This window comes from Streptococcus sp. LMAG:39, from assembly GCF_008680485.1.
GTDB lineage: Bacteria > Bacillota > Bacilli > Lactobacillales > Streptococcaceae > Streptococcus > Streptococcus pasteurianus.
In genome coordinates, this window is record NZ_NALE01000001.1 from 1,293,729 (window position 1) to 1,320,371 (window position 26,643).

Annotated in this window: 23 protein-coding genes, 1 tRNA gene, 1 other RNA gene and 1 pseudogene; 19 read left to right on the forward strand and 7 right to left on the reverse strand. The window is 38.7% G+C overall.

Features of this window, described 5'->3' with window-relative positions; translation table 11 throughout:
- Positions 1-56: 56 nt before the first annotated feature.
- The 4 genes from groES to CCC20_RS06665 all read left to right on the forward strand — a co-directional run bounded on the left by groES (position 57) and on the right by CCC20_RS06665 (position 5,857).
- Positions 57-341, forward strand: coding sequence for a co-chaperone GroES (gene groES / locus CCC20_RS06650; protein WP_003062968.1), 285 nt, complete (start codon positions 57-59; stop codon positions 339-341).
- 69 nt (positions 342-410) lie between these two features.
- On the forward strand, positions 411-2,039 hold the full coding sequence (gene groL, locus CCC20_RS06655; protein WP_003062970.1) for a chaperonin GroEL: 1,629 nt from the start codon (positions 411-413) through the stop codon (positions 2,037-2,039).
- Positions 2,040-2,208: 169 nt separating this feature from the next.
- Positions 2,209-3,114 carry a helix-turn-helix domain-containing protein gene (locus CCC20_RS06660; protein ID WP_013851410.1) on the forward strand — a complete coding sequence of 302 codons (906 nt, stop codon included), beginning with the start codon at positions 2,209-2,211 and terminating at the stop codon, positions 3,112-3,114.
- Between the two features lie 1,123 nt (positions 3,115-4,237).
- Positions 4,238-5,857, forward strand: coding sequence for a zinc ribbon domain-containing protein (locus CCC20_RS06665; RefSeq protein WP_117508771.1), 1,620 nt, complete (start codon positions 4,238-4,240; stop codon positions 5,855-5,857).
- 89 nt (positions 5,858-5,946) lie between these two features.
- Here the strand turns inward: CCC20_RS06665 and CCC20_RS06670 are convergent, their stop codons facing one another.
- Positions 5,947-6,807, reverse strand: coding sequence for an RluA family pseudouridine synthase (locus CCC20_RS06670; RefSeq protein ID WP_117508770.1), 861 nt, complete (start codon positions 6,805-6,807; stop codon positions 5,947-5,949).
- A 57-nt stretch (positions 6,808-6,864) separates the two neighbouring features.
- Positions 6,865-7,062 carry a hypothetical protein gene (locus tag CCC20_RS06675; protein ID WP_003062980.1) on the reverse strand — a complete coding sequence of 66 codons (198 nt, stop codon included), beginning with the start codon at positions 7,060-7,062 and terminating at the stop codon, positions 6,865-6,867.
- Positions 7,063-7,246: 184 nt separating this feature from the next.
- Here CCC20_RS06675 and pbp2a point away from each other — a divergent pair, with 184 nt between their 5' ends.
- The 4 genes from pbp2a (at position 7,247) to nusG (ending at position 10,762) form a co-directional block, all read left to right on the forward strand.
- On the forward strand, positions 7,247-9,571 hold the full coding sequence (gene pbp2a / locus CCC20_RS06680) for a penicillin-binding protein PBP2A (protein ID WP_287179733.1): 2,325 nt from the start codon (positions 7,247-7,249) through the stop codon (positions 9,569-9,571).
- 51 nt (positions 9,572-9,622) lie between these two features.
- The gene (gene rpmG / locus CCC20_RS06685; protein ID WP_003062986.1) at positions 9,623-9,775 is read left to right on the forward strand and encodes a 50S ribosomal protein L33; all 153 of its coding nucleotides are present in this window, start codon (positions 9,623-9,625) and stop codon (positions 9,773-9,775) included.
- 71 nt (positions 9,776-9,846) lie between these two features.
- The gene (secE, locus tag CCC20_RS06690) at positions 9,847-10,023 is read left to right on the forward strand and encodes a preprotein translocase subunit SecE (RefSeq protein ID WP_003062989.1); all 177 of its coding nucleotides are present in this window, start codon (positions 9,847-9,849) and stop codon (positions 10,021-10,023) included.
- Between the two features lie 199 nt (positions 10,024-10,222).
- Positions 10,223-10,762 carry a transcription termination/antitermination protein NusG gene (gene nusG, locus CCC20_RS06695; RefSeq protein ID WP_013851412.1) on the forward strand — a complete coding sequence of 180 codons (540 nt, stop codon included), beginning with the start codon at positions 10,223-10,225 and terminating at the stop codon, positions 10,760-10,762.
- A gap of 55 nt (positions 10,763-10,817) precedes the next feature.
- On the opposite strand, the gene CCC20_RS06700 is transcribed toward nusG, so the two are convergent.
- Positions 10,818-11,045 (reverse strand): hypothetical protein, encoded by a 228-nt coding sequence (locus CCC20_RS06700; protein ID WP_003062994.1) that lies wholly within the window; start codon positions 11,043-11,045, stop codon positions 10,818-10,820.
- A gap of 110 nt (positions 11,046-11,155) precedes the next feature.
- Between CCC20_RS06700 and CCC20_RS06705 the strand changes: the two genes are divergently transcribed.
- From CCC20_RS06705 to CCC20_RS06720, 4 genes are all read left to right on the forward strand, one after another.
- A complete protein-coding gene (locus CCC20_RS06705) occupies positions 11,156-12,001 on the forward strand; it encodes a patatin-like phospholipase family protein (protein WP_003062997.1) in 846 nt (281 codons plus the stop codon).
- Positions 12,002-12,133: 132 nt separating this feature from the next.
- Complete coding sequence (leuS, locus tag CCC20_RS06710) at positions 12,134-14,635, forward strand: leucine--tRNA ligase (RefSeq protein ID WP_101774286.1); 2,502 nt, start codon at positions 12,134-12,136, stop codon at positions 14,633-14,635.
- 255 nt (positions 14,636-14,890) lie between these two features.
- Positions 14,891-15,922 carry an aldose epimerase family protein gene (locus tag CCC20_RS06715; RefSeq protein WP_101774285.1) on the forward strand — a complete coding sequence of 344 codons (1,032 nt, stop codon included), beginning with the start codon at positions 14,891-14,893 and terminating at the stop codon, positions 15,920-15,922.
- A gap of 215 nt (positions 15,923-16,137) precedes the next feature.
- Complete coding sequence (locus tag CCC20_RS06720) at positions 16,138-16,362, forward strand: DUF4649 family protein (protein WP_101774284.1); 225 nt, start codon at positions 16,138-16,140, stop codon at positions 16,360-16,362.
- 126 nt (positions 16,363-16,488) lie between these two features.
- Here the strand turns inward: CCC20_RS06720 and CCC20_RS06725 are convergent.
- The 4 genes from CCC20_RS06725 to CCC20_RS06740 form a co-directional block, all read right to left on the reverse strand.
- Positions 16,489-16,561 (reverse strand) — tRNA-Lys (locus tag CCC20_RS06725).
- A gap of 1 nt (position 16,562) precedes the next feature.
- A non-coding RNA gene (ssrS, locus tag CCC20_RS06730) (6S RNA) lies at positions 16,563-16,754 on the reverse strand.
- Between the two features lie 121 nt (positions 16,755-16,875).
- Positions 16,876-18,144: a replication-associated recombination protein A gene (locus CCC20_RS06735; RefSeq protein ID WP_058692657.1), complete on the reverse strand. Its 1,269-nt coding sequence runs from the start codon at positions 18,142-18,144 to the stop codon at positions 16,876-16,878.
- Positions 18,134-18,628 (reverse strand): GNAT family N-acetyltransferase, encoded by a 495-nt coding sequence (locus CCC20_RS06740; RefSeq protein ID WP_101774283.1) that lies wholly within the window; start codon positions 18,626-18,628, stop codon positions 18,134-18,136. The genes CCC20_RS06735 and CCC20_RS06740 overlap by 11 nt, the downstream gene beginning before the upstream one ends.
- Positions 18,629-18,691: 63 nt before the next feature.
- Here CCC20_RS06740 and CCC20_RS06745 point away from each other — a divergent pair, with 63 nt between their 5' ends.
- The 7 genes and pseudogenes from CCC20_RS06745 (at position 18,692) to CCC20_RS06775 (ending at position 26,592) form a co-directional block, all read left to right on the forward strand.
- The gene (locus CCC20_RS06745) at positions 18,692-19,162 is read left to right on the forward strand and encodes a DUF3013 family protein (RefSeq protein ID WP_058692658.1); all 471 of its coding nucleotides are present in this window, start codon (positions 18,692-18,694) and stop codon (positions 19,160-19,162) included.
- Positions 19,163-19,432: 270 nt separating this feature from the next.
- Positions 19,433-20,386 (forward strand): 50S ribosomal protein L11 methyltransferase, encoded by a 954-nt coding sequence (prmA, locus tag CCC20_RS06750; RefSeq protein ID WP_287179737.1) that lies wholly within the window; start codon positions 19,433-19,435, stop codon positions 20,384-20,386.
- Complete coding sequence (locus CCC20_RS06755; RefSeq protein ID WP_101774281.1) at positions 20,387-21,130, forward strand: 16S rRNA (uracil(1498)-N(3))-methyltransferase; 744 nt, start codon at positions 20,387-20,389, stop codon at positions 21,128-21,130.
- 702 nt (positions 21,131-21,832) lie between these two features.
- Positions 21,833-22,849, forward strand: a pseudogene (locus tag CCC20_RS06760) (LacI family DNA-binding transcriptional regulator).
- A gap of 264 nt (positions 22,850-23,113) precedes the next feature.
- On the forward strand, positions 23,114-25,297 hold the full coding sequence (locus CCC20_RS06765; RefSeq protein WP_287179738.1) for a PTS transporter subunit IIBC: 2,184 nt from the start codon (positions 23,114-23,116) through the stop codon (positions 25,295-25,297).
- Positions 25,298-25,400: 103 nt separating this feature from the next.
- Positions 25,401-26,216 carry an endonuclease/exonuclease/phosphatase family protein gene (locus CCC20_RS06770; RefSeq protein WP_009853287.1) on the forward strand — a complete coding sequence of 272 codons (816 nt, stop codon included), beginning with the start codon at positions 25,401-25,403 and terminating at the stop codon, positions 26,214-26,216.
- Between the two features lie 205 nt (positions 26,217-26,421).
- Positions 26,422-26,592, forward strand: coding sequence for a DpnD/PcfM family protein (locus CCC20_RS06775; RefSeq protein ID WP_020916034.1), 171 nt, complete (start codon positions 26,422-26,424; stop codon positions 26,590-26,592).
- Positions 26,593-26,643 lie beyond the last annotated feature (51 nt).

Below are 26,643 nucleotides of genomic sequence, written 5' to 3' on the forward strand. Positions count from 1 at the left end.
AGAATTTAGCTCTGCTATTTTCAAACAAAAATTAAGAGATAATTGGAGGCAAAAGCATGTTAAAACCATTAGGTGACCGTGTGGTCTTGAAAGTTGAGGAAGAAAAAGAGCAAACAGTTGGTGGTTTTGTCCTTGCTGGCGCAAGCAAAGAAAGAACTCAAGTAGCAACTGTTGTAGCAGTCGGTGACGGTGCTCGTACCTTGACAGGTGAACTGGTAGCGCCAAGTGTTGCAGCAGGAGATAAAGTCATTATTGAAAACGGTGTTGGAATTGAAGTCAAAGACGACGATAACACAGTAACTATCGTTCGTGAAGCAGATATTTTGGCTATTCTAGCATAAGAGAAATTGTGCTATTAATGTTTATTTAGAAAATTTATCAAATAGAAATAAAAATAGAGGAAACTAATCATGGCAAAAGATATTAAATTTTCAGCAGATGCACGTGCAAGCATGATGCGTGGTGTGGATATTTTGGCAGATACCGTTAAAGTAACTTTAGGTCCTAAAGGTCGTAACGTGGTTCTTGAAAAATCATTTGGTTCACCACTTATCACAAATGATGGTGTGACAATCGCCAAAGAAATCGAATTAGAAGACCATTTTGAAAATATGGGAGCTAAACTTGTATCAGAAGTTGCTTCAAAAACAAACGACATCGCTGGTGATGGTACAACAACTGCCACAGTATTGACGCAAGCTATCGTTCGTGAAGGTCTTAAAAACGTTACTGCGGGTGCAAACCCAATTGGTATCCGTCGTGGTATCGAATCAGCTGTTGCTGTTGCAGTTGACGAATTGAAAGCTATTGCTCAACCAGTTGCTAATAAAGAAGCGATTGCTCAAGTTGCTGCGGTTTCATCACGTTCTGAAAAAGTTGGTGAATACATTTCAGAAGCTATGGAAAAAGTTGGCAACGACGGTGTTATCACTATCGAAGAATCACGTGGTATGGAAACAGAACTTGACGTTGTTGAAGGTATGCAATTTGACCGTGGTTACCTTTCACAATACATGGTTACTGACAATGAAAAAATGGTTGCTGACCTCGAAAATCCATACATCTTGATTACAGATAAGAAAATCTCAAACATTCAAGATATTTTGCCACTTCTTGAAGAAGTGCTTAAAACTAGTCGTCCACTTCTTATTATTGCGGATGATGTTGATGGTGAAGCTCTTCCAACACTTGTGCTTAACAAAATTCGTGGTACTTTCAACGTTGTAGCTGTTAAGGCTCCTGGATTTGGTGACCGTCGTAAAGCAATGCTTGAAGATATTGCCATTTTAACTGGTGGTACTGTTATCACAGAAGACCTTGGTCTTGATTTGAAAGATGCAAACATGACAGCTCTTGGACAAGCTGCTAAAGTAACTGTTGATAAAGATAGCACAGTTATTGTTGAAGGAGCTGGTGAGGCTTCAGCTATCGCTAATCGTGTCAATGTGATTAAATCACAACTCGAAGCAACAACATCAGAATTTGACCGTGAAAAATTACAAGAACGTTTGGCTAAATTAGCTGGTGGAGTAGCTGTTATCAAAGTTGGTGCAGCGACAGAAACAGAATTGAAAGAAATGAAATTGCGTATTGAAGATGCGCTTAATGCCACACGCGCTGCCGTTGAAGAAGGTATTGTTGCAGGTGGTGGTACAGCACTTGTCAATGTCATTTCAAAAGTTGCTGAACTTGAACTTGACGGTGATGAAGCAACTGGTCGTAACATTGTTCTTCGTGCTCTTGAAGAACCGGTTCGTCAAATTGCATTCAATGCTGGTTACGAAGGTTCAGTTATCATCGAACACTTGAAAAACTCAGAAGTTGGTACAGGATTTAACGCTGCCAATGGTGAATGGGTAAACATGGTTGAAGCAGGTATCATTGACCCTGTTAAAGTAACACGTTCAGCCCTTCAAAATGCCGCATCAGTTGCAAGTCTTATTTTGACAACTGAAGCCGTTGTGGCTAATCATCCAGAACCAGCTGCACCAGCGCCAGCAGCTCCAGGTATGGATCCATCAATGATGGGTGGCTTCTAAGCTAGATAAATGATTATTAAAAATAACGAAAACTCCTCAAATTCTGAGGAGTTTTCATTTGCCTTGAAAGCAATGTCTTTATTTAAGAGTTTTATAACAAAATTTGATATAATAAGGCAAAGTATAGATAACGTGAAAAAGAGCTAGCGCTCATTAATTATGGAGAAAAATGATATTGAACGAAAAAGAATTAATGAATTTAGGTGAACTTTATCGGGAACTCAGAGTGGCGCGTGGGCTGAAATTAAAAGATGTGGCACGTGGCAATGTGTCTCTTTCACAATTATCAAAATTTGAAAATGGGCAAACAATGTTAGCAGCTGATAAATTGTTAGTAGCTATTTCTGGTATTCACATGAGTTTCGCCGAGTTCGGGCATGCTTTAAATCATTATCAAGAAAGCCCTTTTTTTGCTGTTGGTAAACAGATTGCAAAATTACAGTTAAAGGGTGATGTTGAAGGATTAAAACAATTGCTGAACACTTTGGAAGATACGGAAACATTTGACACCTATAACCGGCTAAATAGGATAGATGTCGCTAGCGCTATTCATTCACTAGACCCAAATTATGAAATCGCCGATGAGGACAAGAAGTTTTTGACAGACTATCTTTATGGTATAGAAGAATGGACGGAGTATGAGCTGTACATTTTTGGAAATACAATGGCTATTTTGTCAGATGCAGATTTGATTTTCTTAGGGAAAGCTTTTGCAGAACGTGATAAGTTTTATTTATCGTTGCCGCAGCATAAAAAAACAGCAGAGCTAACTTTTTTAAATATCATCTTTGCGCTAATTGATCGCGAAGAGTTTTATTACACCACTTTTTTTATTGATAAACTGGAAAAATTATTAAATTATCAAGATATGTTTGCGATTGTTGTTTTAAATTTCTTAAGGCAAATTCTAGCTTATTTAAAAGGTGAAATAACAACGACCGAACCAATGGAAGAATATATTGAAATGGTAGAAAAACTAGGTAACCCTACAACTGCTTTGGTGTTAAGAGAACGGTTAGAAGCATTTTGCCTAAAAGACAAGAAAAGAGCAGATAAACAACCACCGCTAACCTAATAGTGGATAATTGTTATCTACTCTCTGTGTTCGGAAATAGTTGGCACTAATTAAAATGGCCAAATTCTAAAAGTTAGAAGAACAGCTGCTACAGCAATCAATTTTTTGAGCATAACATTACCTCCCTTTTCTATTTATTATAGAATAAAATAAGAAAAAAAGCTAAAATTCTCAAATATGAAAAAAATATTTTTAAATTTTCGTATTTGAGAATTTTTAATATCGGCAGTTTTCTATGATATATTATATCCATAAGTATTTTGATTAATGCTTAATGGAACCATGTCGTTCTTATATGTAAGAAGTTTCAAGTATGAAAATCAATTGATTGGGAGCTTTTGATTTTGGGAGCATACTCGAAAACCAAGATATTGTTCTAAGGGAATTGGACTTTCCTAGGAGAAAATTAGCAGAATTGCTAAATAAGACTTGAACAATGACCGGTTCAAGTTAACAAATCATACCTTTTTCAATTGAGTGACACCATCTGTAGTATTCGTAGTAGTATTATTTACTCAATTACAAATTAGTATATCCATGAGGTATGATAACATTAAGAACGGTTTATAAGGTTTGTTTTAGACATGATTGTTCACCTAATAAAAGTATTGATAGCTAACCTAGACATCCTCGTAGACCTTATATTTATTTGATACCGTATTTTCGGTTGGGGGCAGCTGAAAATATGTTGGTGCAGCTTGATGAATGATTACCTTCTGAAAAGACTGATAAGCTACACTAAAAAACTTAAAGAAAAAGCGAACTTTTTGATTTGGTGGGGTTCGTTTTTCTTTTGCATCAATTTTTCCACGAAGCATTAAAATGGTCGAAAAATAATAGAAGGTGTAGTATACTAAAAGCAACAATAACAGTTTACTCGTGAGTGTAGGAGTTTTTGAGGTGAAAGGGGTAAGCTTATGTTCTTTTGGTTAGGTGTTGTTGGTGCTGTTTTGGGTGCTATTTATATTGTTAGGAGTGATAATAAAGATGATTTTTGACTAATGGCGGCTTTTTGAGTCGTTTTTTCTGTTTTTTACTGTAATGTGGTGTGGCTATTTTGTAACAAGAAGTTAAAGAATTTTTGATATAATATGTGAAATAGTAAGAATAATGGAGAAAAGTCATGAAAAAGATAAAAAGCATTTTAAGATTAAAAAAAGTTTGGATACCTAGTCTTATTTTAGGACTTGCTTTGGTACTATTTTTGGTGTGGGGGAGTTTTCATTATTCAAAGAAACATTTGATTGAGGAATATGTCTCCGCTTACCGTCAGTCTGGCGATACGTTTGAAAATATCAAGGGATATGTCGTCTGGTCGGATACCAATCAACAAGTGACGAATGACCAAGCGCAATATACGATGTTTACAAAGCTTTCTAAAAGTGAAGCCCAAAAACTGTCAGAGACGCTAGAGAAGGCAGACAGTTCGGATGATTCCTACATTAAAAAAGTGGGGCGAAGATTTCTCTTTTTCCCCGCTTACCGAGTAGCTTTAAAACCAATGAGTTTAACCATTAAGACAAATATTAATCAGGTTGATGTTCTTTTAAACGAGAAAAAAGTAGCGGTTAGTGATTCGGAAGATTATACGCTGACACTTGAGCGTCTACCAATTGCGGATTATACGGCGAGTATTTCAGGCACTTACAATGGGAAGTCAGTAGAGCTAAGTAAGGCTTATGACGGTGAGAATAGCTTGTTGGATTTGACTGTTAGTTTTAAAACATTCAAAGTAACAAGTAATTTGACTGACGGTGAGCTTTATTTTGATGACACACGCATTGGGACTTTGTCAAATGGTGAGTATGATGTGAGTGATTATCCTTTGACGGATTCTGCACAAGCTTATGTTAAAAAGAATTATTCAGACGGAGAATTGACATCACAAAAGCAGGCTCTTTCTGGCATTTCTGATGGTGATACGGTGGCTTTAGATGCTGAAAATCTCTTAGATGAAGCAAGTGCTGGTCAGATTCTTGTGTCAGCTTTTGACCAATTGATTTCGTATTTAAGCACGGGTCAAGATTCATCAACTGTCTCTACGGTATTTGAAGATGGAGCGAATAATGAGTTTTATAAAGGCTTAAAAGAGAGCATTAAGGCGAAAATGCAGACAGATACTCGTAAGGCGTCAAGTCTGACTGTGCCAGCCATCACGCTGACGAGTCTGTCTCAGATTGGCAAGGAGTCCTATCTCGTTAACTTTTCAGCAACTTATGATTTTTATTATGATAAATCAACAGATAGCGAGAAAAATACATCTGGTGATGTTATTCAGACCTTGGAAGGCAAGATGACCTTGAAAAAATCAGGTTCAAGCTATGTTGTGGCTAATTCTGGGCAAAAAAATATCACCGTGACAGGTGAGAATAATCAAGTAAAATCAGATTCAGTCTTCCCAGAAAAAATTTTGGGAACATGGAAGGTTGATGATAAGGATGACATCACTTTCAAGTTTGAGGCTGACGGTATGATTACTAAAACAACGAAAGATAACGAAGTCAAAACAGCAAAAGTTACTAAACTTGAAGAAGAGGGGGATAATATTTATCGTTATGTTTACGATGACGGTACCGATACATCAGCCTTTATTACTAGCGGTATTGGCGGTATCGGTGTCAAATATGCCTTCGGTATTAAAATTGATGGGTCACATTTGAAATTAGTCCTTTGGCAAACTGGAACAAATGACGATTTTGATTACAGTAAACCACTTTACGGCAACACATTAACGAAAAAATAGAAAGTTATTCTGTTTAACAGTTGAAAAGCGCACAAAGAACGGCACCCCAAAAGTTAGACACAAAATCTAACGATTGGGGTGCTTTTGTTTTATGATAAGCCTGCTTCAAAGGTTTGCGATTTGGCTTCAACGCTGATTTTTTCAAGGGTAAATGGGTGGGTGAAACTTAATTTGTGCGCATGTAGCATAAGACGTTTGGCAGGGATTTTGCTATAAAGTGGGTCGCCGATAATGGCATGGTTGTGAGCTGATAAGTGCACACGAATCTGATGAGTGCGTCCCGTCTTTAAGCGGCATTTGACCAGAGTTCCATTTGGAAAAACTTTGAGTCGGTCAACGATGGTTAAGGCAGTTTGCCCATTTTTGCGGTCAATCACGCGCTTTCTACGGTCATGACGGTCGCGCCCAATTTTATCTTGAAAGACTTGGTGTTTGGGTTCGAATTTTCCTTGCACCAAAGCCCAGTATTCGCGAGCAATGTCTTTGTTTTCTAGCAGGCGATTGAGGATTGGCAAAACAAAAGGATTTTTGGCAAACATGACAGCTCCGCTAGTTTCCATGTCTAAACGGTGAATCACATAGCACGTTTGTCCGACATAGGCAGAGACGTGGTTAAGCAGAGCAATTTCATTGGGTTCGTTGCCATGGGTTTTCATGCCTTCTGGTTTGTTAACGATGATGAGGTGTTCGTCTTGGTAAAGACAATCAACCAGCTCAGCTTGTCCAAAAGGAATCTCTTTTTGGGGATAATCGTCATCATCAAAAATTAAATGAATCGTGTCACCAGTTTTGACCAAACTTTGCCAATTAATCATTTTTCCGTTGATAAGAAGATGTTTTTTAGTGCGCAAAAAGTGGCGAATTTTTCGTGGAATGAGCAAATGTTCCTCTAAAAGTTCTTTGACCGTGCAGTCTGGATAAGAATTTTTAAGCGTAAATGATAAAGTCATAGCTCTATTATAGCATGACTACAAGTTAAAACGCACCTTGTTTGGTGCGTAGGTAGTTTATTTTTTGTCGTTTTCATGCAACCAATCGTGGTATTGTTCCAACAAATTAACTGCCATTTGAGTTGCGACTGCTATTGAATAGGCTTCAGTGCCTTCGGCCTCGCTTTCAGAAACTTCAATTTTTGTTTCATCATAAACGGCTTTTAAACTTTCGTGTGACAATGTTTTTTTAAATGCTTCAAATCCTTTGTTCATCGTGAAATCCTTTCTAATAATCGTAGAAGTATTGTGGGAATGAGTGGCTGTTTGAGACCAGTTGTGCCTATTTTTCTATGCTTTTATTTTATCACAAAAAGACTAAAATGAAATGAAAACGTTGTATTATTTAAGAAATCCCTTTATCTCTGACGATTTTAAAAGAAATTGATATAATGTAGCTATGACAAAATTAAAAATGATTAAAGAAAAAATTCTTTCTTTGTTTAACGACATCAAGGAGAGAATATCTTCTCACAATCACAGTAAGCGTAACTCATCTGAGGAGGAGTTATCAGGTGCTACTGTCAATGAATTTGAAACAGACAAAACGGAAGAGAAAGAAGCAACACCAACGTATCAGCGAAGCAAAGGACACCACAAAAAGGCGAAAAAATCACCTGCTTGGGTGCAAAAAATCACTCGCTTCATGCCCTCCACCAAAAATCCAATCCGACGTTTCTGGCGTCGCTACCGTATCGGAAAAATTCTGCTTATTTTAACGGGAATTGGTGTTTTAGCGATTGGTTCTTACCTTTACTTTGTCGCCAAATCAACGAATGTTTCGGATTTGCAAGATGCTTTGAAAGCAACAACTGTCATTTATGACCAAAATGGTGATCAAGTTGGTTCGCTTTCAGGTCAAAAAGGAACGTATGTCGAATTAGACGCTATTAGTGATAACATGAAAAATGCGGTTATTGCAACCGAGGACCGAACTTTCTATGAAAATAGCGGGATTAATTATTCACGTTTTTTCTTGGCTCTGTTCACCTTTGGGCACTTTGGTGGTGGTTCGACAATCACCCAGCAATTAGCTAAGAATGCTTATCTGAGTCAAGAACAGACAATCACCCGAAAAGCCAAGGAATTTTTCCTCGCGCTCGAGTTAACCAAAAAATACACCAAAGATGAAATATTGACCATGTATCTGAACAATGCTTATTTTGGAAATTCGGTCTGGGGGATTGAGGACGCAAGTCAAAAATATTTTGGCACTAGCGCAGCAAATTTAACCATTGAACAATCAGCGATTCTTGCTGGGATGTTGAAAGGTCCTGAAATTTACAATCCTTATTATTCTATTGAAAATGCGACAAATCGCCGTAATACGGTTCTAAATGTTATGGTTGATGCCGGTAAAATCACGCAGGAAGAAGCTGATGAAGCTGAGCAAGTTGATATTTCCAGCGAGCTTAACGATACCTATACAGGGACTTCTGATGATTACCAATACGCTTCTTATTTTGATGCGGTTATTCAGGAAGCTGAGGAAACATATGGCTTATCAGAAGATGATATTGTCAATAATGGTTATAAAATTTACACAGAGCTTGACCAAAATTATCAAGCCAATATGCAGGCTGTTTTTGATAATACTTCTTACTTCCCAACATCAGATTATGACGGTGAAAGCGCCCAGGGTGCAAGTGTTGCTATGGATCCATCAACGGGGGCTGTTCGTGGTTTGGTAGGGCGTGTTAGCTCAACCTCTGCAATCTTCCGAAGTTTCAATTATGCGACACAAGCATCACGTAGCCCTGGTTCAACCATCAAACCTCTGGTGGTTTATTCACCAGCAGTTGCTTCAGGTTATTCAATTACAACTGAATTGCCAAATACGGTTCAGGACTACGATGGCTATGCACCAACAAACTATGGTGGCATTGAGACAGACGATTTGCCGATGTATCAAGCATTAGCTAATTCTTACAATATCCCTGCCGTTTACCTATTAAATGAAATTGGTATCAGTAAGGGAATTGGTTACGGTAAGAAATTTGGCCTCAACATGGACAACGTCAACGAGGAATTGGGTATTGCACTCGGTGGTGGTGTCACAACGAATCCACTTGAAATGGCGCAAGCCTATTCAACCTTTGCTAATGGTGGTGTGATGCCAAAAGCTCATTTGATTACCAAAATTGAAAATGCTAGTGGTGATGTGATTGCAGAATTTAAACAGTCCAATAAACGTGTCATTAGTCAATCCGTAGCAAATAAGATGACAAGCATGATGCTTGGAACATTTTCAAACGGCTCTGCTATTAACGCTAATGCTTATGGTTACACGATGGCAGGTAAGACAGGTACCGTGGAAGCAAGCTTCAATGAAGACTTGACAAGTGACCAATGGGTAATTGGCTATACGCCTGATGTCGTTATTGCTCAATGGATTGGTTATGATTCGACTGATGAAAATCACTACCTAACCGACGCAAGTTCGGGAACGGCATCGACCATCTTTAGTGCGGTAGCAAGTAGCATTTTACCATATACGGCAGGAACAGAGTTTACCGTCGAAAATGCTTATAGCCAGAATGGATACGATTTAGTTTATAGCACCGATGATTCAACAGATACAAGCAGTAGCAGTTCGTCATCAAGCTCTGACAGTATCCTTGATAAAGTGCAAGAATCCGCACAAAACGCTGGCGACACGATTGGACGAGCGGTTAAAGACGCTTGGGATAGTTTCTCAAGTTGGTTTAACAGCCAGACGAACTAACGAACTTGCCAACTTATCAAAAACATGATAAAATAAGGACTCGGAGGCATTATGGCACAGAAAAAAGCAAGTTTAGCTTGTACAGAATGTGGAAGCCGTAACTACTCTATCGGAGTTAGTAGTAATCCAAAGCCTGTACGACTAGAAGTTAATAAATTTTGTAAACATTGTAAAAAATACACACTACATAAAGAAACACGTTAATCATTTTATGTAGCAACTGGCATTCTCAGCTTTAGAGTAATGAGCGGAGATGATAGAAAAAGGAGGCGCCCGTGGCATTCATTAAGGGAGTTTTTACGATTTTAAAAGACACAACATGGCCAAATCGTAAACAACGTTGGAAAGATTTTATTTCTGTACTTGAATATACAGCATTCTTTACCATTGTTATTTTCATTTTCGATAAATTGCTCTCACTTGGAGTGACAGATTTATTGAATCGTTTTTAAGATTGAGTTTGATTGGAGGTTTTGCAATAGCAAGCTTCTGATTGATGATTAAGTCAAAAGAAGTCTGAGAAGTCCTTTCTCAGGCTTTTTTGTGCACATTTGGCATCAATTCGTTGACAGCGCTTATTATTTTTCCTATAATAAAATAAAGAAAAACACCCAAAGAGCCTTGCGGGGCTTTTTTATAATGGAGGAAATTATGTTAGATTCATTTGATAAGGGTTGGTTCGTTTTACAAACTTACTCTGGTTACGAAAACAAAGTTAAAGAAACATTGTTGCAACGTGCGCAAACTTACAATATGTTAGATAACATCTTGCGCGTTGAAATTCCAACACAAACAGTTAATGTTGAAAAAAATGGGAAAGTCAAAGAAGTTGAAGAAAATCGTTTTCCAGGTTATGTCTTAGTTGAAATGGTGATGACAGACGAAGCTTGGTTCGTTGTTCGTAACACACCAAACGTTACTGGATTTGTTGGGTCACACGGTAACCGTTCAAAACCGACACCACTTTTGGAAGAAGAAATCCGTTCAATTCTTATCTCAATGGGACAAACTGTTGATGTCATTGACACAAACATCAAACCAGGTGATGTGGTTCAAATCATTGACGGCGCCTTTGCAGGACAAGAAGGACGTGTTGTTGAAATCGAAAACAACAAAGTGAAATTGATGATTAACATGTTCGGAACTGAAACACAAGCTGAATTGGAGCTTTACCAAATCGCTGAATTGTAATGATTTTTCACAAGCCTAACGTGTATATTGGCTTACATTCTAAAACGCTGAACTCTTAGACGGAATTCGGCGTTTTTTGTATTTGAATGCTATTTTGATTCAATATCTTCTTTTTCGATTTCTTCGTGATAGTATCAAGCGTGATATAAAATGACGTTGTTGACTTGCTTGTTAGTGGCAATAAGTTAATCACAATAGTACAAACCATAAAAACATCGTAAATTTTTTCAATGGTTGCTAGGTTATCAGAAGGTTTGATAATATCAAAAAGCTGTTTTTTCATAAATGTTTCCCTGATGTTGTTAGGACTATTATAAACATAGCAAAAACACTCTAAATAGCATGTTTTTTGCTATAATTAAGTAACAAAGTGAGAAAGAACGGAGAATAAGGATGGCTGTCGGTTTAGTATTAGAGGGTGGCGGCATGCGCGGTTTGTACACCGCTGGTGTCTTGGATACCTTTTTAGATGCGGGAATTAAGGTGGATGGTGTTGTCTCGGTATCTGCTGGGGCCCTTTTTGGGGTGAATTTTTTGTCAAAACAAAAAGGCAGAGCCCTCCGTTACAATAAAAAATATGCCACAAATCCGGGGTACATGGGACTTCGTTCATGGTTGAAAACAGGAAATGTGGTCAATAAAGAATTTGCCTACTACAAAGTTCCGATGGAACTGGATATTTTTGACGAGGAAGCTTTTGAAAAATCAGGTGTACCTTTCTATGTAACAGTAACTAATTTAGCAACAGGAAAAGCTGAGTATCATAAGGTTGACAATGTCTTTGAACAAATGGAGTTACTTCGTGCGAGTTCAGCATTGCCTTTGGCGTCAAAAATCGTTGAGTGGCAAAGCAATAAATACCTTGATGGTGGTCTGTCAGACAGTATTCCAGTCGATTTTGCCAAAAGCCTTGGTTTTGATAAATTGATTGTTGTTTTAACACGTCCAATTGATTACCGTAAAAAGCCAAGTAATGGTCGTGTCTATAAACTTTTTTACAGAAAATACCCTAAGTTTGTAGAAGTCGCTTCAAAACGTTATCAACACTATAACGACACCATTGAACACATTAGCAATTTGGAAAATGAAGGCGAACTTTTTGCCATTCGCCCAAGCCAAAATCTGGAAATCGGACGACTTGAAACCAACCCCGACAAATACGAAGAAATTTACCAAATCGGTGTCAAAGATACCAAAGCAATCATGGAACAATTGAAAGATTATTTAGCAAATGACTAAATGAGCATTTGATTTGACTAAAAATTCTTCTTATCAACTGAAAACAGGCATGAAATCCCTTGTGATTTCGCCTTTTTTCTTTATTCTTTTCGTGGTATAATAGTAACCAACACTAAGAACATGGAGAATGACATGGCAACTTATAATCATAAAGAAATTGAGAAAAAATGGCAGGCCTATTGGGCTGATAATCATACGTTTAAAACAGGAACAGACGCTGATAAACCAAATTTTTATGCGTTGGATATGTTCCCTTACCCATCTGGAGCTGGTCTGCACGTAGGACATCCAGAAGGATACACTGCGACTGATATTCTTAGCCGTTTCAAACGCGCTCAAGGCTACAACGTTCTTCACCCAATGGGTTGGGATGCTTTCGGACTTCCTGCCGAACAATACGCAATGGATACAGGTAATGACCCAGCTGAATTTACAGCTAAAAACATTGCAAACTTCAAACGCCAAATCAACTCACTTGGTTTCTCATATGACTGGGATCGTGAAGTGAACACAACTGACCCTAATTATTACAAATGGACTCAGTGGATTTTCACAAAATTATACGAAAAAGGCTTGGCGTACGAAGCTGAAGTACCAGTTAACTGGGTTGAAGAATTAGGGACAGCTATCGCCAACGAAGAAGTGCTGCCTGACGGGACATCTGAACGTGGTGGTTATCCAGTTGTTCGTAAACCGATGCGCCAATGGATGCTTAAAATCACAGCTTACGCTGAACGTCTGCTCGAAGATTTAGAAGACCTTGATTGGCCAGAATCAATCAAAGATATGCAACGTAACTGGATTGGTAAATCAACTGGTGCTAACGTTACTTTTAAAATCAAAGATACGGATAAAGATTTCACCGTCTTTACAACTCGTCCAGATACATTATTTGGTGCGACTTACGCTGTTTTAGCGCCTGAGCACCCACTTGTTGAAGCTATTACAACACCAGAACAAGCGCAAGCAGTTGCTGACTACAAACACCAAGCAAGCCTTAAATCTGACCTTGCTCGTACAGACCTTGCTAAAGAAAAAACAGGTGTTTGGACTGGTAGCTATGCCATTAACCCAGTAACTGGTAAAGAAATGCCAATCTGGATTGCTGATTATGTTCTTGTAAGCTACGGTACTGGTGCTATCATGGCTGTTCCTGCTCACGATACACGTGACTGGGAATTCGCAAAACAATTTGACTTGGAAATCATTCCAGTTCTTGAAGGCGGAAATGTTGAAGAGGAAGCTTACACAGAAGACGGACTTCACGTCAATTCTGGTTTCCTAGATGGACTTGATAAAGCGCAAGCTATTGATAAAATGGTTGAATGGCTTGAAGCAGAAGGCGTTGGTAACAAGAAAGTAACTTATCGCTTGCGTGACTGGCTTTTCTCACGTCAACGTTATTGGGGTGAACCAATCCCAATCATCCACTGGGAAGACGGTACAACAACAGCTGTTCCAGAGGAGCAATTACCACTTGTATTGCCAGTAACAAAAGACATCAAACCTTCAGGTACAGGTGAATCACCACTTGCTAACTTGACTGATTGGCTTGAAGTGACACGCGAAGACGGCGTTAAAGGTCGCCGTGAAACCAATACAATGCCACAATGGGCTGGTTCAAGCTGGTACTTCTTGCGTTACATTGATCCACACAACGATGAAAAATTGGCTGATGAAGAGCTTCTAAAAGCTTGGTTGCCAGTTGATATTTACATCGGTGGTGCAGAACACGCTGTGCTTCACCTTCTTTATGCTCGTTTCTGGCATAAATTCCTTTATGATTTAGGTGTTGTTCCAACCAAAGAACCATTCCAAAAACTCTTTAACCAAGGGATGATTTTGGGAACAAGCTACCGCGATCACCGTGGTGCACTTGTGGCAACTGACAAAGTTGAAAAACGTGACGGTTCATTCTTCCACATTGAAACTGGTGAAGAACTTGAACAAGCACCAGCGAAAATGTCTAAATCACTTAAAAACGTTGTTAACCCTGATGATGTGGTTGAACATTATGGTGCAGATACACTTCGCGTGTACGAAATGTTCATGGGACCACTTGATGCCTCAATCGCATGGTCTGAAGAAGGTCTTGAAGGCTCACGTAAATTCCTCGACCGCGTCTATCGCTTGTTGACAACAAAAGAAATTGTTGCAGAAAACAATGGCAATTTGGATAAAGTTTACAACGAAACAGTCAAAGCTGTAACTGAACAACTTGAAGCCATGAAATTCAATACAGCTATTGCGCAATTAATGGTATTCGTCAACGCTGCTAACAAAGAGGACAAACTCTTTGCTGACTACGCTAAAGGATTTGTACAATTGTTAGCACCATTTGCACCACACCTTTCTGAAGAATTGTGGCAAACATTGACACAATCAGGTGAATCAATTTCATACGTTGCATGGCCAACATGGGACGAAGCAAAACTCGTTGAAAACGACGTTGAAATTGTTATCCAAATCAAAGGTAAAGTACGTGCTAAACTTGTTGTACCAAAAGATTCAAGCCGTGAAGAACTTGAAAAACTTGCCCTTGCTAACGACAAAATCCAAACAGAAATCGCTGGCAAAGACATTATTAAAGTAATTGCGGTACCTAACAAACTTGTAAATATTGTTGTGAAATAGATTTTTGATACAAGTTTGTTAGCTTTATTTCCAACCTCACCCCCTCTCCCAGAGCTTTTGAGCAGTGCCTAACAAACTTGAATCTCGTGGTAAAATAATCACTATATATAACCAAAAACTCCTGTCCAATGGGTAGGAGTTTTTGGTTTATGAAGATGATGTCTGGTAAAACTTGGTAAAACCTCATGGTAAACGTTTACAAAAAATTAGCTAAAGAGTAAAATAAAAGAAAGAATCTAAGAAAGAGGGCAAAAAATGGAAGTCAAACAAGAAATTGTTGAGACAATTAATGGGCAAAAGGTTGAAAAATACACTATTATTAATGATAATGGTGTCCAAGTTGGTTTACTAACGCTGGGAGCAACTTGGCAAGAATTTTTAGTGCCAGATGACAAAGGAGGTCAGAAAAATCTTATCATTGGTTTTGATAAGCCAAGTGATTATCTGAAAAATCCTTTATGTGCAGGTCAATCAATCGGACGTGTTGCAGGGCGTATTAATCAAGGGAAATTTAACCTTGATGGCAAAGAAATTCAGCTACAACAAAATGAAAAAGGAAACACTCTTCACGGTGGACCTCAAGGATTTCATCAGCAAATCTGGACTGCATTTATCGAAGCTGGTCAAAATGCGCTTAGTGTGGTGATGACTTATGACGCTAAAGAGGAAATTGACCATTTCCCAGGAGATATGCAGGTAGAAGTACGATTTACGCTAGACAATGCAAATCGTTTTACGATTGTTTATACGGGCAAAAATGCTACTAAAACAACGCTTTTTAACCCAACCAACCATGTTTATTTTAACTTGGGAAATCGTCAAGATTTAAGTCAGCACACCTTCACTTTGGCAGCAGACCATTATTTAGAGACTCGTGATGATTTGATTCCGACAGGAAAATTCATTGACGTTGCTGGCACAGCTTATGATTTTCAAACTGGGCAAAACCTTGGAGAGGCTATCGCTGATACAGGCGGGCTTGACGATGCTTTCTTGGTAAATGCTTCGCTTGATAAACCTTGTGGAGAATTGAAAGATGAGGAAAGTGGCGATTCTGTTCACCTTTATTCTGACCGTGATGCTTGGGTCGTTTACAGCATGGGTGGTATTCCTGAAGGTATTTATCCAGCGCGTGATAAGGGCAAAATGGCTAAAGAATTTGAATCCTTAGCACTTGAAGCACAATTTCTCCCAGATGCTATTAATCATGATAATTTTGGTGACATTACCCTGCAAGCAAATGAGGAGAAAAGCTACACAATCGCTTTTGAGTATCATAAAGGATAATATCGTTTTACAAACTCAGTTAAAAAGAGATTTCTGTTTGGAATCTCTTTTTATTATTTATAATTGATTCTTGCATTATGATTGAAAAAATCCAGTCAGAGCAAAATAGTTGTGTGAAAACACACTTTGTAGTAGCATAGCGTTATACAATTCTACATACTGTATTCCAACATCGAAGTAATATAGTATGACGAATTAGAAAGGAAATGTAAATAATGATTGAAATTACATTTTTAAACGCAGGAAACCAAGAACGAGTGGTGATGTTTGACTCATACGAGGAATTCGAACGTTCACAGCAAGCTTGCTCAATCGATATTGCTGACTATTACAAAGTCACTAAGGTCGTTTATAATGGTCATGTACTGGACTATTCAGGAAATTATGGCAACTTATTTTACTACTTTTTAAAACAAGATTTAACACAGTATCGTATTTAACGACGTTTTTCATTTTTGAATAAAGACGACCAGTAGACCGTCAAAAATTTATGATAAAATCGCAACAAATCGATTTTAGAACAAGCAAAAAGCCCTAAACAAAGGGCTTTTTCTTATGATATTTAATCCTCCCTATAGGGCTCGAACCTATGACCCATGGATTAAGAGTCCACTGCTCTACCAACTGAGCTAAGGAAGGATAAGAAGCTGTATTGGCACCGTGATTCACGATTTGTATTGAACCCGCAATCTACAAGCAGGTGGGCAACTCGCTTCTCCTTAGTTGCTTCCGCGTGTAACGGCCTGCATACTGGAGAAAGACTACTGTTTCCCGAAATACAAATATTTAGTCGGTCAACACATTGATGTGAATTCGTATGCCACAGCAATAATCTATATATCTATAATAGCATTTTTAAAAAATATTTCAAGGGCAAATCTTATTTTTTAGAAAGCGGTTTTCTTTTTAAGCATTAATGAAAACTATTAAAATGAGAAAGTACCATATTATCATTATTTAGACAGTTCATCAATTCGCTCTTTGTTAGCACCGAGGGCACGTTCGTATTTCCCGGTTTGGTTAGCATCAAAATAATTTTTTTCGACTAACTTATCTGGTAAATACTGCTGTTTAACCCATTTTTCAGGATAATCATGAGGGTATTTGTAGCCTTGTGCGTTTCCCAAATCTTTGCTGCCAGCGTAATGTCCGTCGCGTAGATGGCGTGGAATTGGCAAATTTCCGTTTTGATGAAGGTCGCTGATAGCCTTGTCAATCGCTGTAATGGCAGAATTTGATTTTGGTGATAAGGCAAGGTCAATTACGACGTTGGCAATTAAGATACGTGCTTCAGGAAAACCAATTCTTTGGGCAGCATCAAGGGCCGTAACCGTATGAATTTGAGCGTCAGGATTAGCAAGCCCAATATCCTCGTAAGCAATCACAGTCAGCCTGCGAGCAAGGCTTGGCAAATCACCAGCTTCAATCAGACGAGCAGCGTAGTGCAGACTAGCATTGACATCAGAGCCACGAATGGATTTTTGCAAAGCTGACAGCACATCATAGTGACCATCACCATCTTTATCCATGGTAATATAACTGCGCTGCAAGCTATTTTCAACGGTGTCAAGGCTAATGTGGCGCAGCCCGTTATCATCTGCTTTGGTTGACATGACCGCTAAATCAAGCGAATTAAAAGCTGAGCGTAGGTCGCCGTTGGTTGCCGTTGCAATGAAATCAAGCGCATCGGCATCAATATCAACATCAAAGTCAAATCCGCGCTCTTTATCAGATAAAGCTGTTTGCAAAGCTGTCTTTATGTCATCTGTTGACAAGGGTTCTAATTCAAAAATTTGTACCCTTGAGCGAATGGCTGGCGTCACCGAAAAGAAAGGATTTTCAGTTGTTGCCCCAATCATGATAATATTGCCATTTTCAAGTAAAGGTAGCAAGAAATCTTGCTTGGTTTTATCTAAGCGGTGAATTTCGTCGAGCAGTAGGACTAAACCGCCAGAAAATTTAGCTTCCTCGGCAATTTCTTGCAGACGCTTTTTGCTATCTGTTGTAGCGTTGAACGTCCGAAAAGCGTATTTGGTTGTTCCTGCGATAGCGCTAGCGATTGAGGTCTTCCCGATACCAGGAGGACCGTAGAGAATCATTGATGACAGCATATTGGCCTCCACCATACGGCGAATGATTTTTCCTTCACCGACTAGATGTTTCTGCCCAATCACTTGGTCAATATTCTTAGGGCGCATTCGCAAAGCGAGATTATTTGGCATGGCTATCCTCCAGATAATAACTGTAAACGAGGTCATCAACGTAAGTATGGTTTAGGTAAAATTGATTTTTCAAAATAGCCTCTTGTTTAAAGCCTAATTTTTCGTAGAATATGCAGGCTTTTTCATTTGATGATAGCACATGAATGAGAACTTTTTGGTAGCCGTCAGCTTTTGCTATATCAAAGAAAGTTTGGATAAGTTTGCGTCCGATACCTTGACCGCGCGTTTTTTCAGAAATGGTAATGCCAAAGGTTACCACGTGATGACCGCTAGGGAAAGGATAATAAGTATGGTAATCAAGAACACCTAAAATATCCTGATTTTCTTCAGCGACAAGATAATGTGTTCCATTTTCAAAATCTTTGATGATTTTATCCTTATTTGCAATAGGTAGTGGAGCTGGTGTGTTAATTGCATTCCATGTTTGGTTTTCTAGTATAACCACTTGTTCAACATCTTCTAGCTCCATTGGTCGTATTTGCATGTCATTTCCCCTTAAGTATGATAAAATAATTGTAACACAAAAGAAGATTGGAAGAAATTTTTAATGGCTAAATTTGGCTTTTTATCAGTATTAGAAGAAGAAATGGACAAGTACTTCACGTTTGATTATGCTATTGATTGGAATAAGAAAAATCATGCGGTGGAAGTGACTTTTATTTTGGAAGCGCAGAATCAATCTGCGGTTGAAACTGTGGATGACCAAGGTGAAATCAACAACGACGACATCGTTTTTGAAGATTATGTGCTTTTTTACAATCAAGCAAAATCAAAAGTTGATGAAGATGATTATTTGGTGACTATTCCATTTGATGCCAAAAAAGGCTTTTCACGTGAATTTTTAGCTTATTTTGCTGAAACATTGAACGACGTAGCAACCAAAGGTCTTGATGATTTAATGGACTTTTTAGCAGACGAAAATACGACTGACTTTGCGCTCGAATGGGACGCTAAAAGCTTTGAAAATGGGAAAGTAGCTCTGAAAGAAACAGAATACTTTGCCTATCCGAGGTATTGAGGTGTAATCGGATAAAACACAGGGAAGGGTTAGTTAATATCTCGAACTGAATATATTTCAAATAAAAAGCAAGAAAGGAAAAGGATAAGTGTTTGCTTTGAGCACGAACTTATGACCTTTTAATACAGATAGAAAGGAAAAAGGGGCAGGTAATTTTAAACTGAACCCGCCCGAAATACTGTGCCAAAAAGATAAAGTTCCCCTAGACGCAAGCGTCATCGGTGACTTTCCTATTTTGGTTTTGTATTTTACGGGCTTGGTATCTTAATTATGGACAAATGGCAAGAGTTAACTGTTGAGGTTTTACGTGATGCAGAAGAAGCTGCATCGAATATTTTGATTGAATTAGGTAGTCAAGGTGTGGCGATTGATGATAGTGCGGACTATTTCGGTCATGTTGGCAAATATGGCGAAGTATTTCCAGAAATCAAACAAGTGGAAACTGTTAAAATCACAGCTTACTACCCAGAAAATGTTGATATTGAGGCTGTTGAAAAAGAAGTGGCTGACCGCTTAGCGGAATTGACTGATTTTGGCGTTGATGCTGGTGATGTTCACTACGCAACGCAAGAATTGGCAGAGCAGGATTGGGCAGAAAACTGGAAAAAATATTATGAACCAACGCGTATCAGCTATGATTTGACAATCGTTCCAAGTTGGACTGATTATGAAGCTAGCGAGGGTGAGAAAATAATTCGTCTCGACCCTGGTATGGCATTTGGTACAGGAACTCACCCAACCACAAAAATGAGTCTTTTTGCGCTCGAGCAGGTGCTTCGTGGTGGTGAAACTGTAATTGATGTGGGTACTGGTTCAGGTGTGCTTTCGATTGCAAGTTCACTTCTTGGGGCAAAAGATATCTATGCTTATGACCTTGATGAAGTAGCCGTGCGCGTGGCACAAGAAAACATTGACCTTAACGCCAATACTGAAAATATCCATGTGGCTACTGGAAATCTTTTGCAAGGTGTTGGCATTCAAGCAGACGTTATCGTGGCAAATATCCTTGCGGACATTTTGGTCAATATGACAGAAGATGCTTATCGTCTTGTTAAAGATGAAGGTTACCTTATCATGTCAGGCATTATTTCTGATAAATGGGATATGGTTCGTAAATCAGCTGAGGACGCAGGTTTCTTCCTTGAAACACACATGGTTCAAGGCGAATGGAATGCTTGTGTTTTCAAAAAAACAGATGATATTTCAGGTGTAATTGGAGGATAAATGCAACAGTATTTTGTAGCAGGACAAGCTCAAGATGTCGTTACAATCACAGATAAAGATACGATTAAGCATATGTTTAACGTCATGCGTTTGACAGAAAACGACGAAGTTGTCCTTGTCTTTGATGACCACGTGAAGCGTTTGGCAAAAGTCATTGATAGTGCTGAACACCGTTTTGAAATCATTGAAGAACTAGATAGCAATGTTGAATTGCCTGTTGAGGTGACGATTGTCGCAGGATTTCCAAAGGGTGATAAATTGGAATTTCTAGCACAAAAAGGGACTGAACTTGGTATGGCAAAGCTCTGGGCATTTCCAGCGGATTGGTCAGTGGTCAAATGGGACGGCAAAAAATTAGCCAAAAAAGCCGATAAGCTGGCAAAAATCACACTAGGTGCTGCGGAACAAAGCAAACGTAATGTGATTCCAGAAGTTACTCTTTTTGAGAAAAAAGAAGCTTTTTTAGCAGAACTTGAGCAATTTGACAGGATTTTTATTGCTTATGAGGAATCAGCCAAGGAAGGTGAGACGGCTGTTCTAGCGCGTGAATTGTCACAAATGAAAGCAGGAGAGAAAATTCTTTTTATCTTTGGACCAGAGGGCGGCATTTCGCCAGAAGAAATCGAAACATTTGAATTAAAAGGTGGTTTGAAAATCGGTTTAGGACCACGTATCATGCGCGCTGAAACCGCACCGCTATATGCTTTAGCGAGCGTTAGCTATGCCTTGGAATTGATGAAGTAGCTAGAAACCTAGGTTGTTAACAATTTATAATGGAAAACACTGTTATAGGTGTTTTCTTTTTAGTACGACGGGCATGTTGTATATCTGAGGTGCAAGTCCTCTGGGGCACCTGCTACCGGTGAACCCAATAGCGACTCCCAAGCCTGACTATCGTGAGGCAGCTAAAAACACTAAAGTCCCAAAAGGTAGTCGTAACCTGTTGACGTAAATCACGAGAGTAATCGATGAAAGATGTATGACTTATCCCGTGAGGTCTCATTGAGGAGGTACTCCTAGTAACAACGAACAATGAGAAGTCAGCCGAACCCATAGTAGCGTTGAAACTTCCGTAATGGAAGGGGAGCGAAGGGGTGAACTATTAGAGAATACCTAGAACCTATAGTTTTGTCTGCCCTAATAGACCTGGTTTGAAGCGACGGCACTCGCGTAACGTATGACGAAAGAGGCTGTTCACCCATATAAGACGGCACAAGCGGAACGAAGCTTAGTGAATAGGTGAGAGAGCTATCACTAAAACTCTTGTTTAAATTTAATGGAACCGCCGTATGCCGAACGGCACGTACGGTGGTGTGAGAGGGGCTACATGTTAGCCCCTACTTGATTTTACTTATTTTTTACTGGTGCTTGTGAAGGTTTTGGGTTAACAGCGCTTTAAAAAGTTTTTATTCTAGATATATACAAATTACAGATAAGGATAATATAATGGCAACAATTAAGGATGTCGCAAGGGTTGCGGGGGTATCAACTTCGACAGCTTCACGTGCTCTACATGATAGTAGTATGATTAGCGAGGCGACTAAAAGACGTGTGCGTCGTGCGATGAAAGAACTGGATTACTCTCCAAACTATTCGGCATAAAATCTAGTCAATCGCACAACCAATACAATAGGGATTATTTTGCCTGTGCGAGAAAGTCAGGATTCACTTGGAAATACCCCATTTTTCATGCAAATTATTCAAGGTATTTCAAGCGTGTGTAGCGAGAATGACTACATGGTCAGCTTGGCAACAGGACGAACAGATGACGAATTGCAAAAAAATATCCAAACCTTAATTCGTAGCGGCAACATCACTAAGCTTATTTTTCTTTATTCAAGAAAAGCAGATCCAGTTTTTGAATTTGTCAAACAAAAAAAGAAGGTTTCTTGTGTCGTCGTTGGTCGTTCTTACGAAGATGCTCCGCAAAAAACGGTGCGTTTTGTCGATAATAATAATGACCAAGCTGGTAAAGATGCAACGACATTCATGTTAGCCAAAGGCTATAATCATCTTGTTTTTGCCTATACTGATATGGATGAATTAGTGCAAACCGAACGTTATCAAGGTTACTGTGAAGCCTTGCAAGAATACGGTAAAAAAGGGAGTACATTGCAATTATCACGCCTAAGCGACGAGGAAAATGCGGTGAAGTTGCAGACGTTTCTTGCTGAAAATCCCAAAACAGAAGCTTTTGTTGCCTGTGATGACATCATGGCGATTCGTTTGCAACGTTTATTTAAGGATAGTGACCTTGAAAATCATTATGCTATGATTGGTTTTAACAATTCATTGATTACAGAAATTGCGAGCCCTGCCTTGACTTCCGTGGATATTTTTCCATATGAGCTGGGGGAGAATGCCGCCAAATTATTATTAGCTGACTCTAAAAATTTAACTGAACAAACGATTGTTATTCCACATAAAATCATTGAACGCGAATCAACACCAGATTTGGGTTAACAGCTTTTACTAACTAAAACCTCCGTTGGAGTTTTTTTGCCAAGGAGGTATTTGTTGAGATGTCTTTTTTTAAAAAAATTACGGAAAACGCTTTACAAATTAAAAATATGTGTTATAATAAAATCATCAAAACAACGCAAACGTTTGCGTAAATTTAAAACAAAGCTCAAACCAATACTTTAAAGGAGTTTGAAAATAGAAGTGGCATTATTTTTTATAAATTAAAGCAATTGGTTTCCTATAAAATGGTTTAAGGAGTATTTCATGAAGAAGGCATTTAAAAATTTAACCAGCTTCGAATTTTGGCAAAAATTCGGAAAATGCTTGATGGTTGTTATTGCTGTTATGCCAGCAGCAGGTTTAATGGTTAGTATTGGGAACTCACTTCCGCTAATCAATGCAGACTCAGCCCTTCTTGCTACGGTTGGTAATGTTATTGCTCAAATCGGATGGGGAATTATCAATAACCTTCATATCCTCTTCGCGTTAGCAATTGGTGGTAGTTGGGCAAAAGAACGTGCTGGTGGTGCGTTTGCAGCAGGTATCGCATTTATTCTCATCAACCTTATCACAGGTCACGTTTACGGTATTTCACTTGATATGATTGCCGATGGTACAAGTACGGTTCACAATGTTCTTGGTGGCAAAATGCTTGTAGCTGACTACTTTGTCAACGTTCTTGGTCAACCTGCCCTTAATATGGGTGTGTTTGTCGGTATTATCTCTGGTTTTGTTGGGGCAACAGCTTACAATAAATACTATAACTACCGCAAATTGCCAGACGTTCTTTCATTCTTCAATGGTAAACGTTTCGTACCATTCGTTGTTATCTATCGTTCAGTTCTTGTTGGTTTGTTTATGTCACTTGTTTGGCCAATCATCCAATCAGGAATCAATGGATTTGGTATGTGGATTGCATCTTCACAAAATTCAGCACCATTTTTAGCACCATTCTTATATGGTACTTTGGAACGCTTGCTTCTTCCATTTGGACTTCACCACATGATTACTATCCCACTGAACTACACATCACTTGGTGGTACTTATGAAATTTTGACAGGTGCTCAAAAAGGAACAGAAGTCTTTGGTCAAGACCCACTTTGGTTAGCATGGGTAACAGACCTTATCAATCTGAAAGGGTCTAATGCTTCAGCATACCAAGAACTTTTAACAAATGTAACACCAGCTCGCTTTAAAGTTGGGCAAATGATTGGTGCAACTGGTACACTTATGGGACTTAGTCTTGCTATGTACCGTAATGTTGACCCTGACAAGAAGAAAAAATACACTGCTATGTTCCTCTCAACAGCAGCAGCAACATTCTTAACAGGTGTTACTGAACCAATCGAATACATGTTTATGTTCGTTGCAATGCCACTTTACGTTGTTTATGCAGTTGTTCAAGGGGTGACATTTGCTTTAGCTGATTTAGTTAACCTTCGTCTTCATTCATTTGGTAATATTGAACTTTTAACACGTACGCCTATGGCTCTCAAAGCTGGACTTGGCGGTGATTTGATTAATTTTGTCATCTGTTGTATTTTATCAGGAGTTGTGATGTACTTTATTGCAGACTTCATGATTAAGAAATTCAACTTTGCTACTCCAGGTCGTAATGGTAATTATGACGATATGGATGAAGACCAAGCTAGTGCATCAGCAGACGGTGCTAGTGTCTCTGCAGACTCACAAATCGTTCAAATCATTAATCTCCTTGGTGGACGCAATAACATCGAAGATGTTGATGCTTGTATGACTCGACTTCGTGTTACAGTCAAAGATGTCGCTAAAGTCGGTGATGAGGACACTTGGAAAAAAGCTGGCGCTATGGGACTTATCATCAAAGGCTCAGGTGTTCAAGCGGTTTATGGACCAAAAGCAGATATTTTGAAATCTGATATCCAAGACCTTCTTGATTCTGGTGTAGAAATTCCAACTGTCAACTTGTCAGAAGTTGAAGGAAACGATGTTACAAAAGTTTCTTATAAAGGTGTGACAGAAGATGTCAATGCAGTTGCAGACGGTGATGTAAAACCTATCACAGAAGTTAAAGACCCAGTCTTTGCTGGTAAAATGATGGGTGATGGCTTCGCTGTTGAACCAGAAAATGGCAATGTTTACGCACCAGTTTCAGGTATTGTAACAAGCGTCTTTCCAACAAAACACGCCTTTGGTCTATTAACAGACAATGGACTTGAAGTTCTTGTTCACATTGGTTTAGATACTGTTGCTCTTAATGGAGTACCATTCTCAGTTAAGATTACAGAAGGTCAACGTGTTCAAGCTGGTGAGCTTTTGGTGGTAGCTGATTTAGCAGCTATTCGTTCAGCAGGTCGTGAAACAACAATTATTGTTGCCTTCACAAATACAGCAGAAATCAAAGCAGTCAATTTAACCCAAACAGGAAAAGTTTCTGCTAACACACCTGTTGCCAAAGTAGAACTTTAAGCTAATATTACGCATATGAATAAGAGATGTTTAGGTTAAATCTAAATAAAAGGGAGTCTGAGATAGGAATCACGGACTCTCCTTTGACTTGAAGGGAACAGATATGGCTAAATTTTTAACACTTAATACGCATTCTTGGTTGGAGGCAAATTCATTAAAGAAATTATTCGACTTGGCAGAAACGATTTATAGTGAAAATTATGATGTCATTTGCCTTCAAGAAATTAACCAAGATATTCGTGGACTGTTAACCAAAGAAGTTGATGGCTATGAAAAATTACCAGGCAGCCCAGCTTTGCATCGCGATAACTACGCTTTACAACTCGTGAATTATCTGAGAAGTCAAGGACGATATTATTATTGGTCTTGGGCATATAATCATATTGGATACGAAAAGTACAATGAGGGTGTTGTTATTCTATCAAAAACACCTATCAAAGTGAATGATATTCTGGTATCTGATGTTGATGACGAAACTGATTTTCACACAAGACGTGTTCTCGTTGCGGAGACAGAAATTGACCAGAAACCAATTACGGTTGTCAGCTTACACATGTCTTGGTTTGGTAAAGGCTTTGAAAGTGAATGGCAAAAGCTGGAGACAGCGCTGCTTGATTACCCCAAACCATTGGTACTCATGGGTGATTTTAACAATCCAACGGATACTGCTGGCTATGATATGATTTTAAACAGCCCACTTGATTTACAAGACAGCCACAAAGTGGCTAAGAAAGTCCAAGGCGACCACACGATTATTGAAGACATTGACGGCTGGGAGGGCAATAAACAATCCCTCAAAGTTGATCATGTTTTCACAAGTAAAGATATTGATATTCTATCATCAACCGTCACATTTGACGGCGGTGAAGCGCCAATCGTCAGTGACCATTTCGGTCTTGCCGTTGAGCTCAACTACTAATAACACTACCTCCTAATTTATTTGTTTGTTTTTATAAAAAGCGCCCTTGTCCCGGGGCGCTTTTGATGTGTAAAAGTATGGATTTTATTGATTAAAAAATTCTCTGATGAAGTAGTAAAATGTAGCATGCGATTTGGTTATTGTGTGATATAATGGATCCGCTGTGAGAGTATTAAAATAAAGAGATTAATTATATGGAGAAGATATGGTAGTATTTAATGTAGAAATCGAAGAAGTCCTTCAAAGGGTTGTAGAAGTTGAGGCAGAAGATAAAGCTCAAGCATTGAGATTGATAAGTGAACGCTACAGACAAGAAGAGATTGTTTTGAATGAAAATGATTATAAAGGTTATGAAATTAGGGTGATTTCAGATTAATAAAATAAGAGCGGACATTATGACCGCTCTTATTGTTATATAATTTTAGTC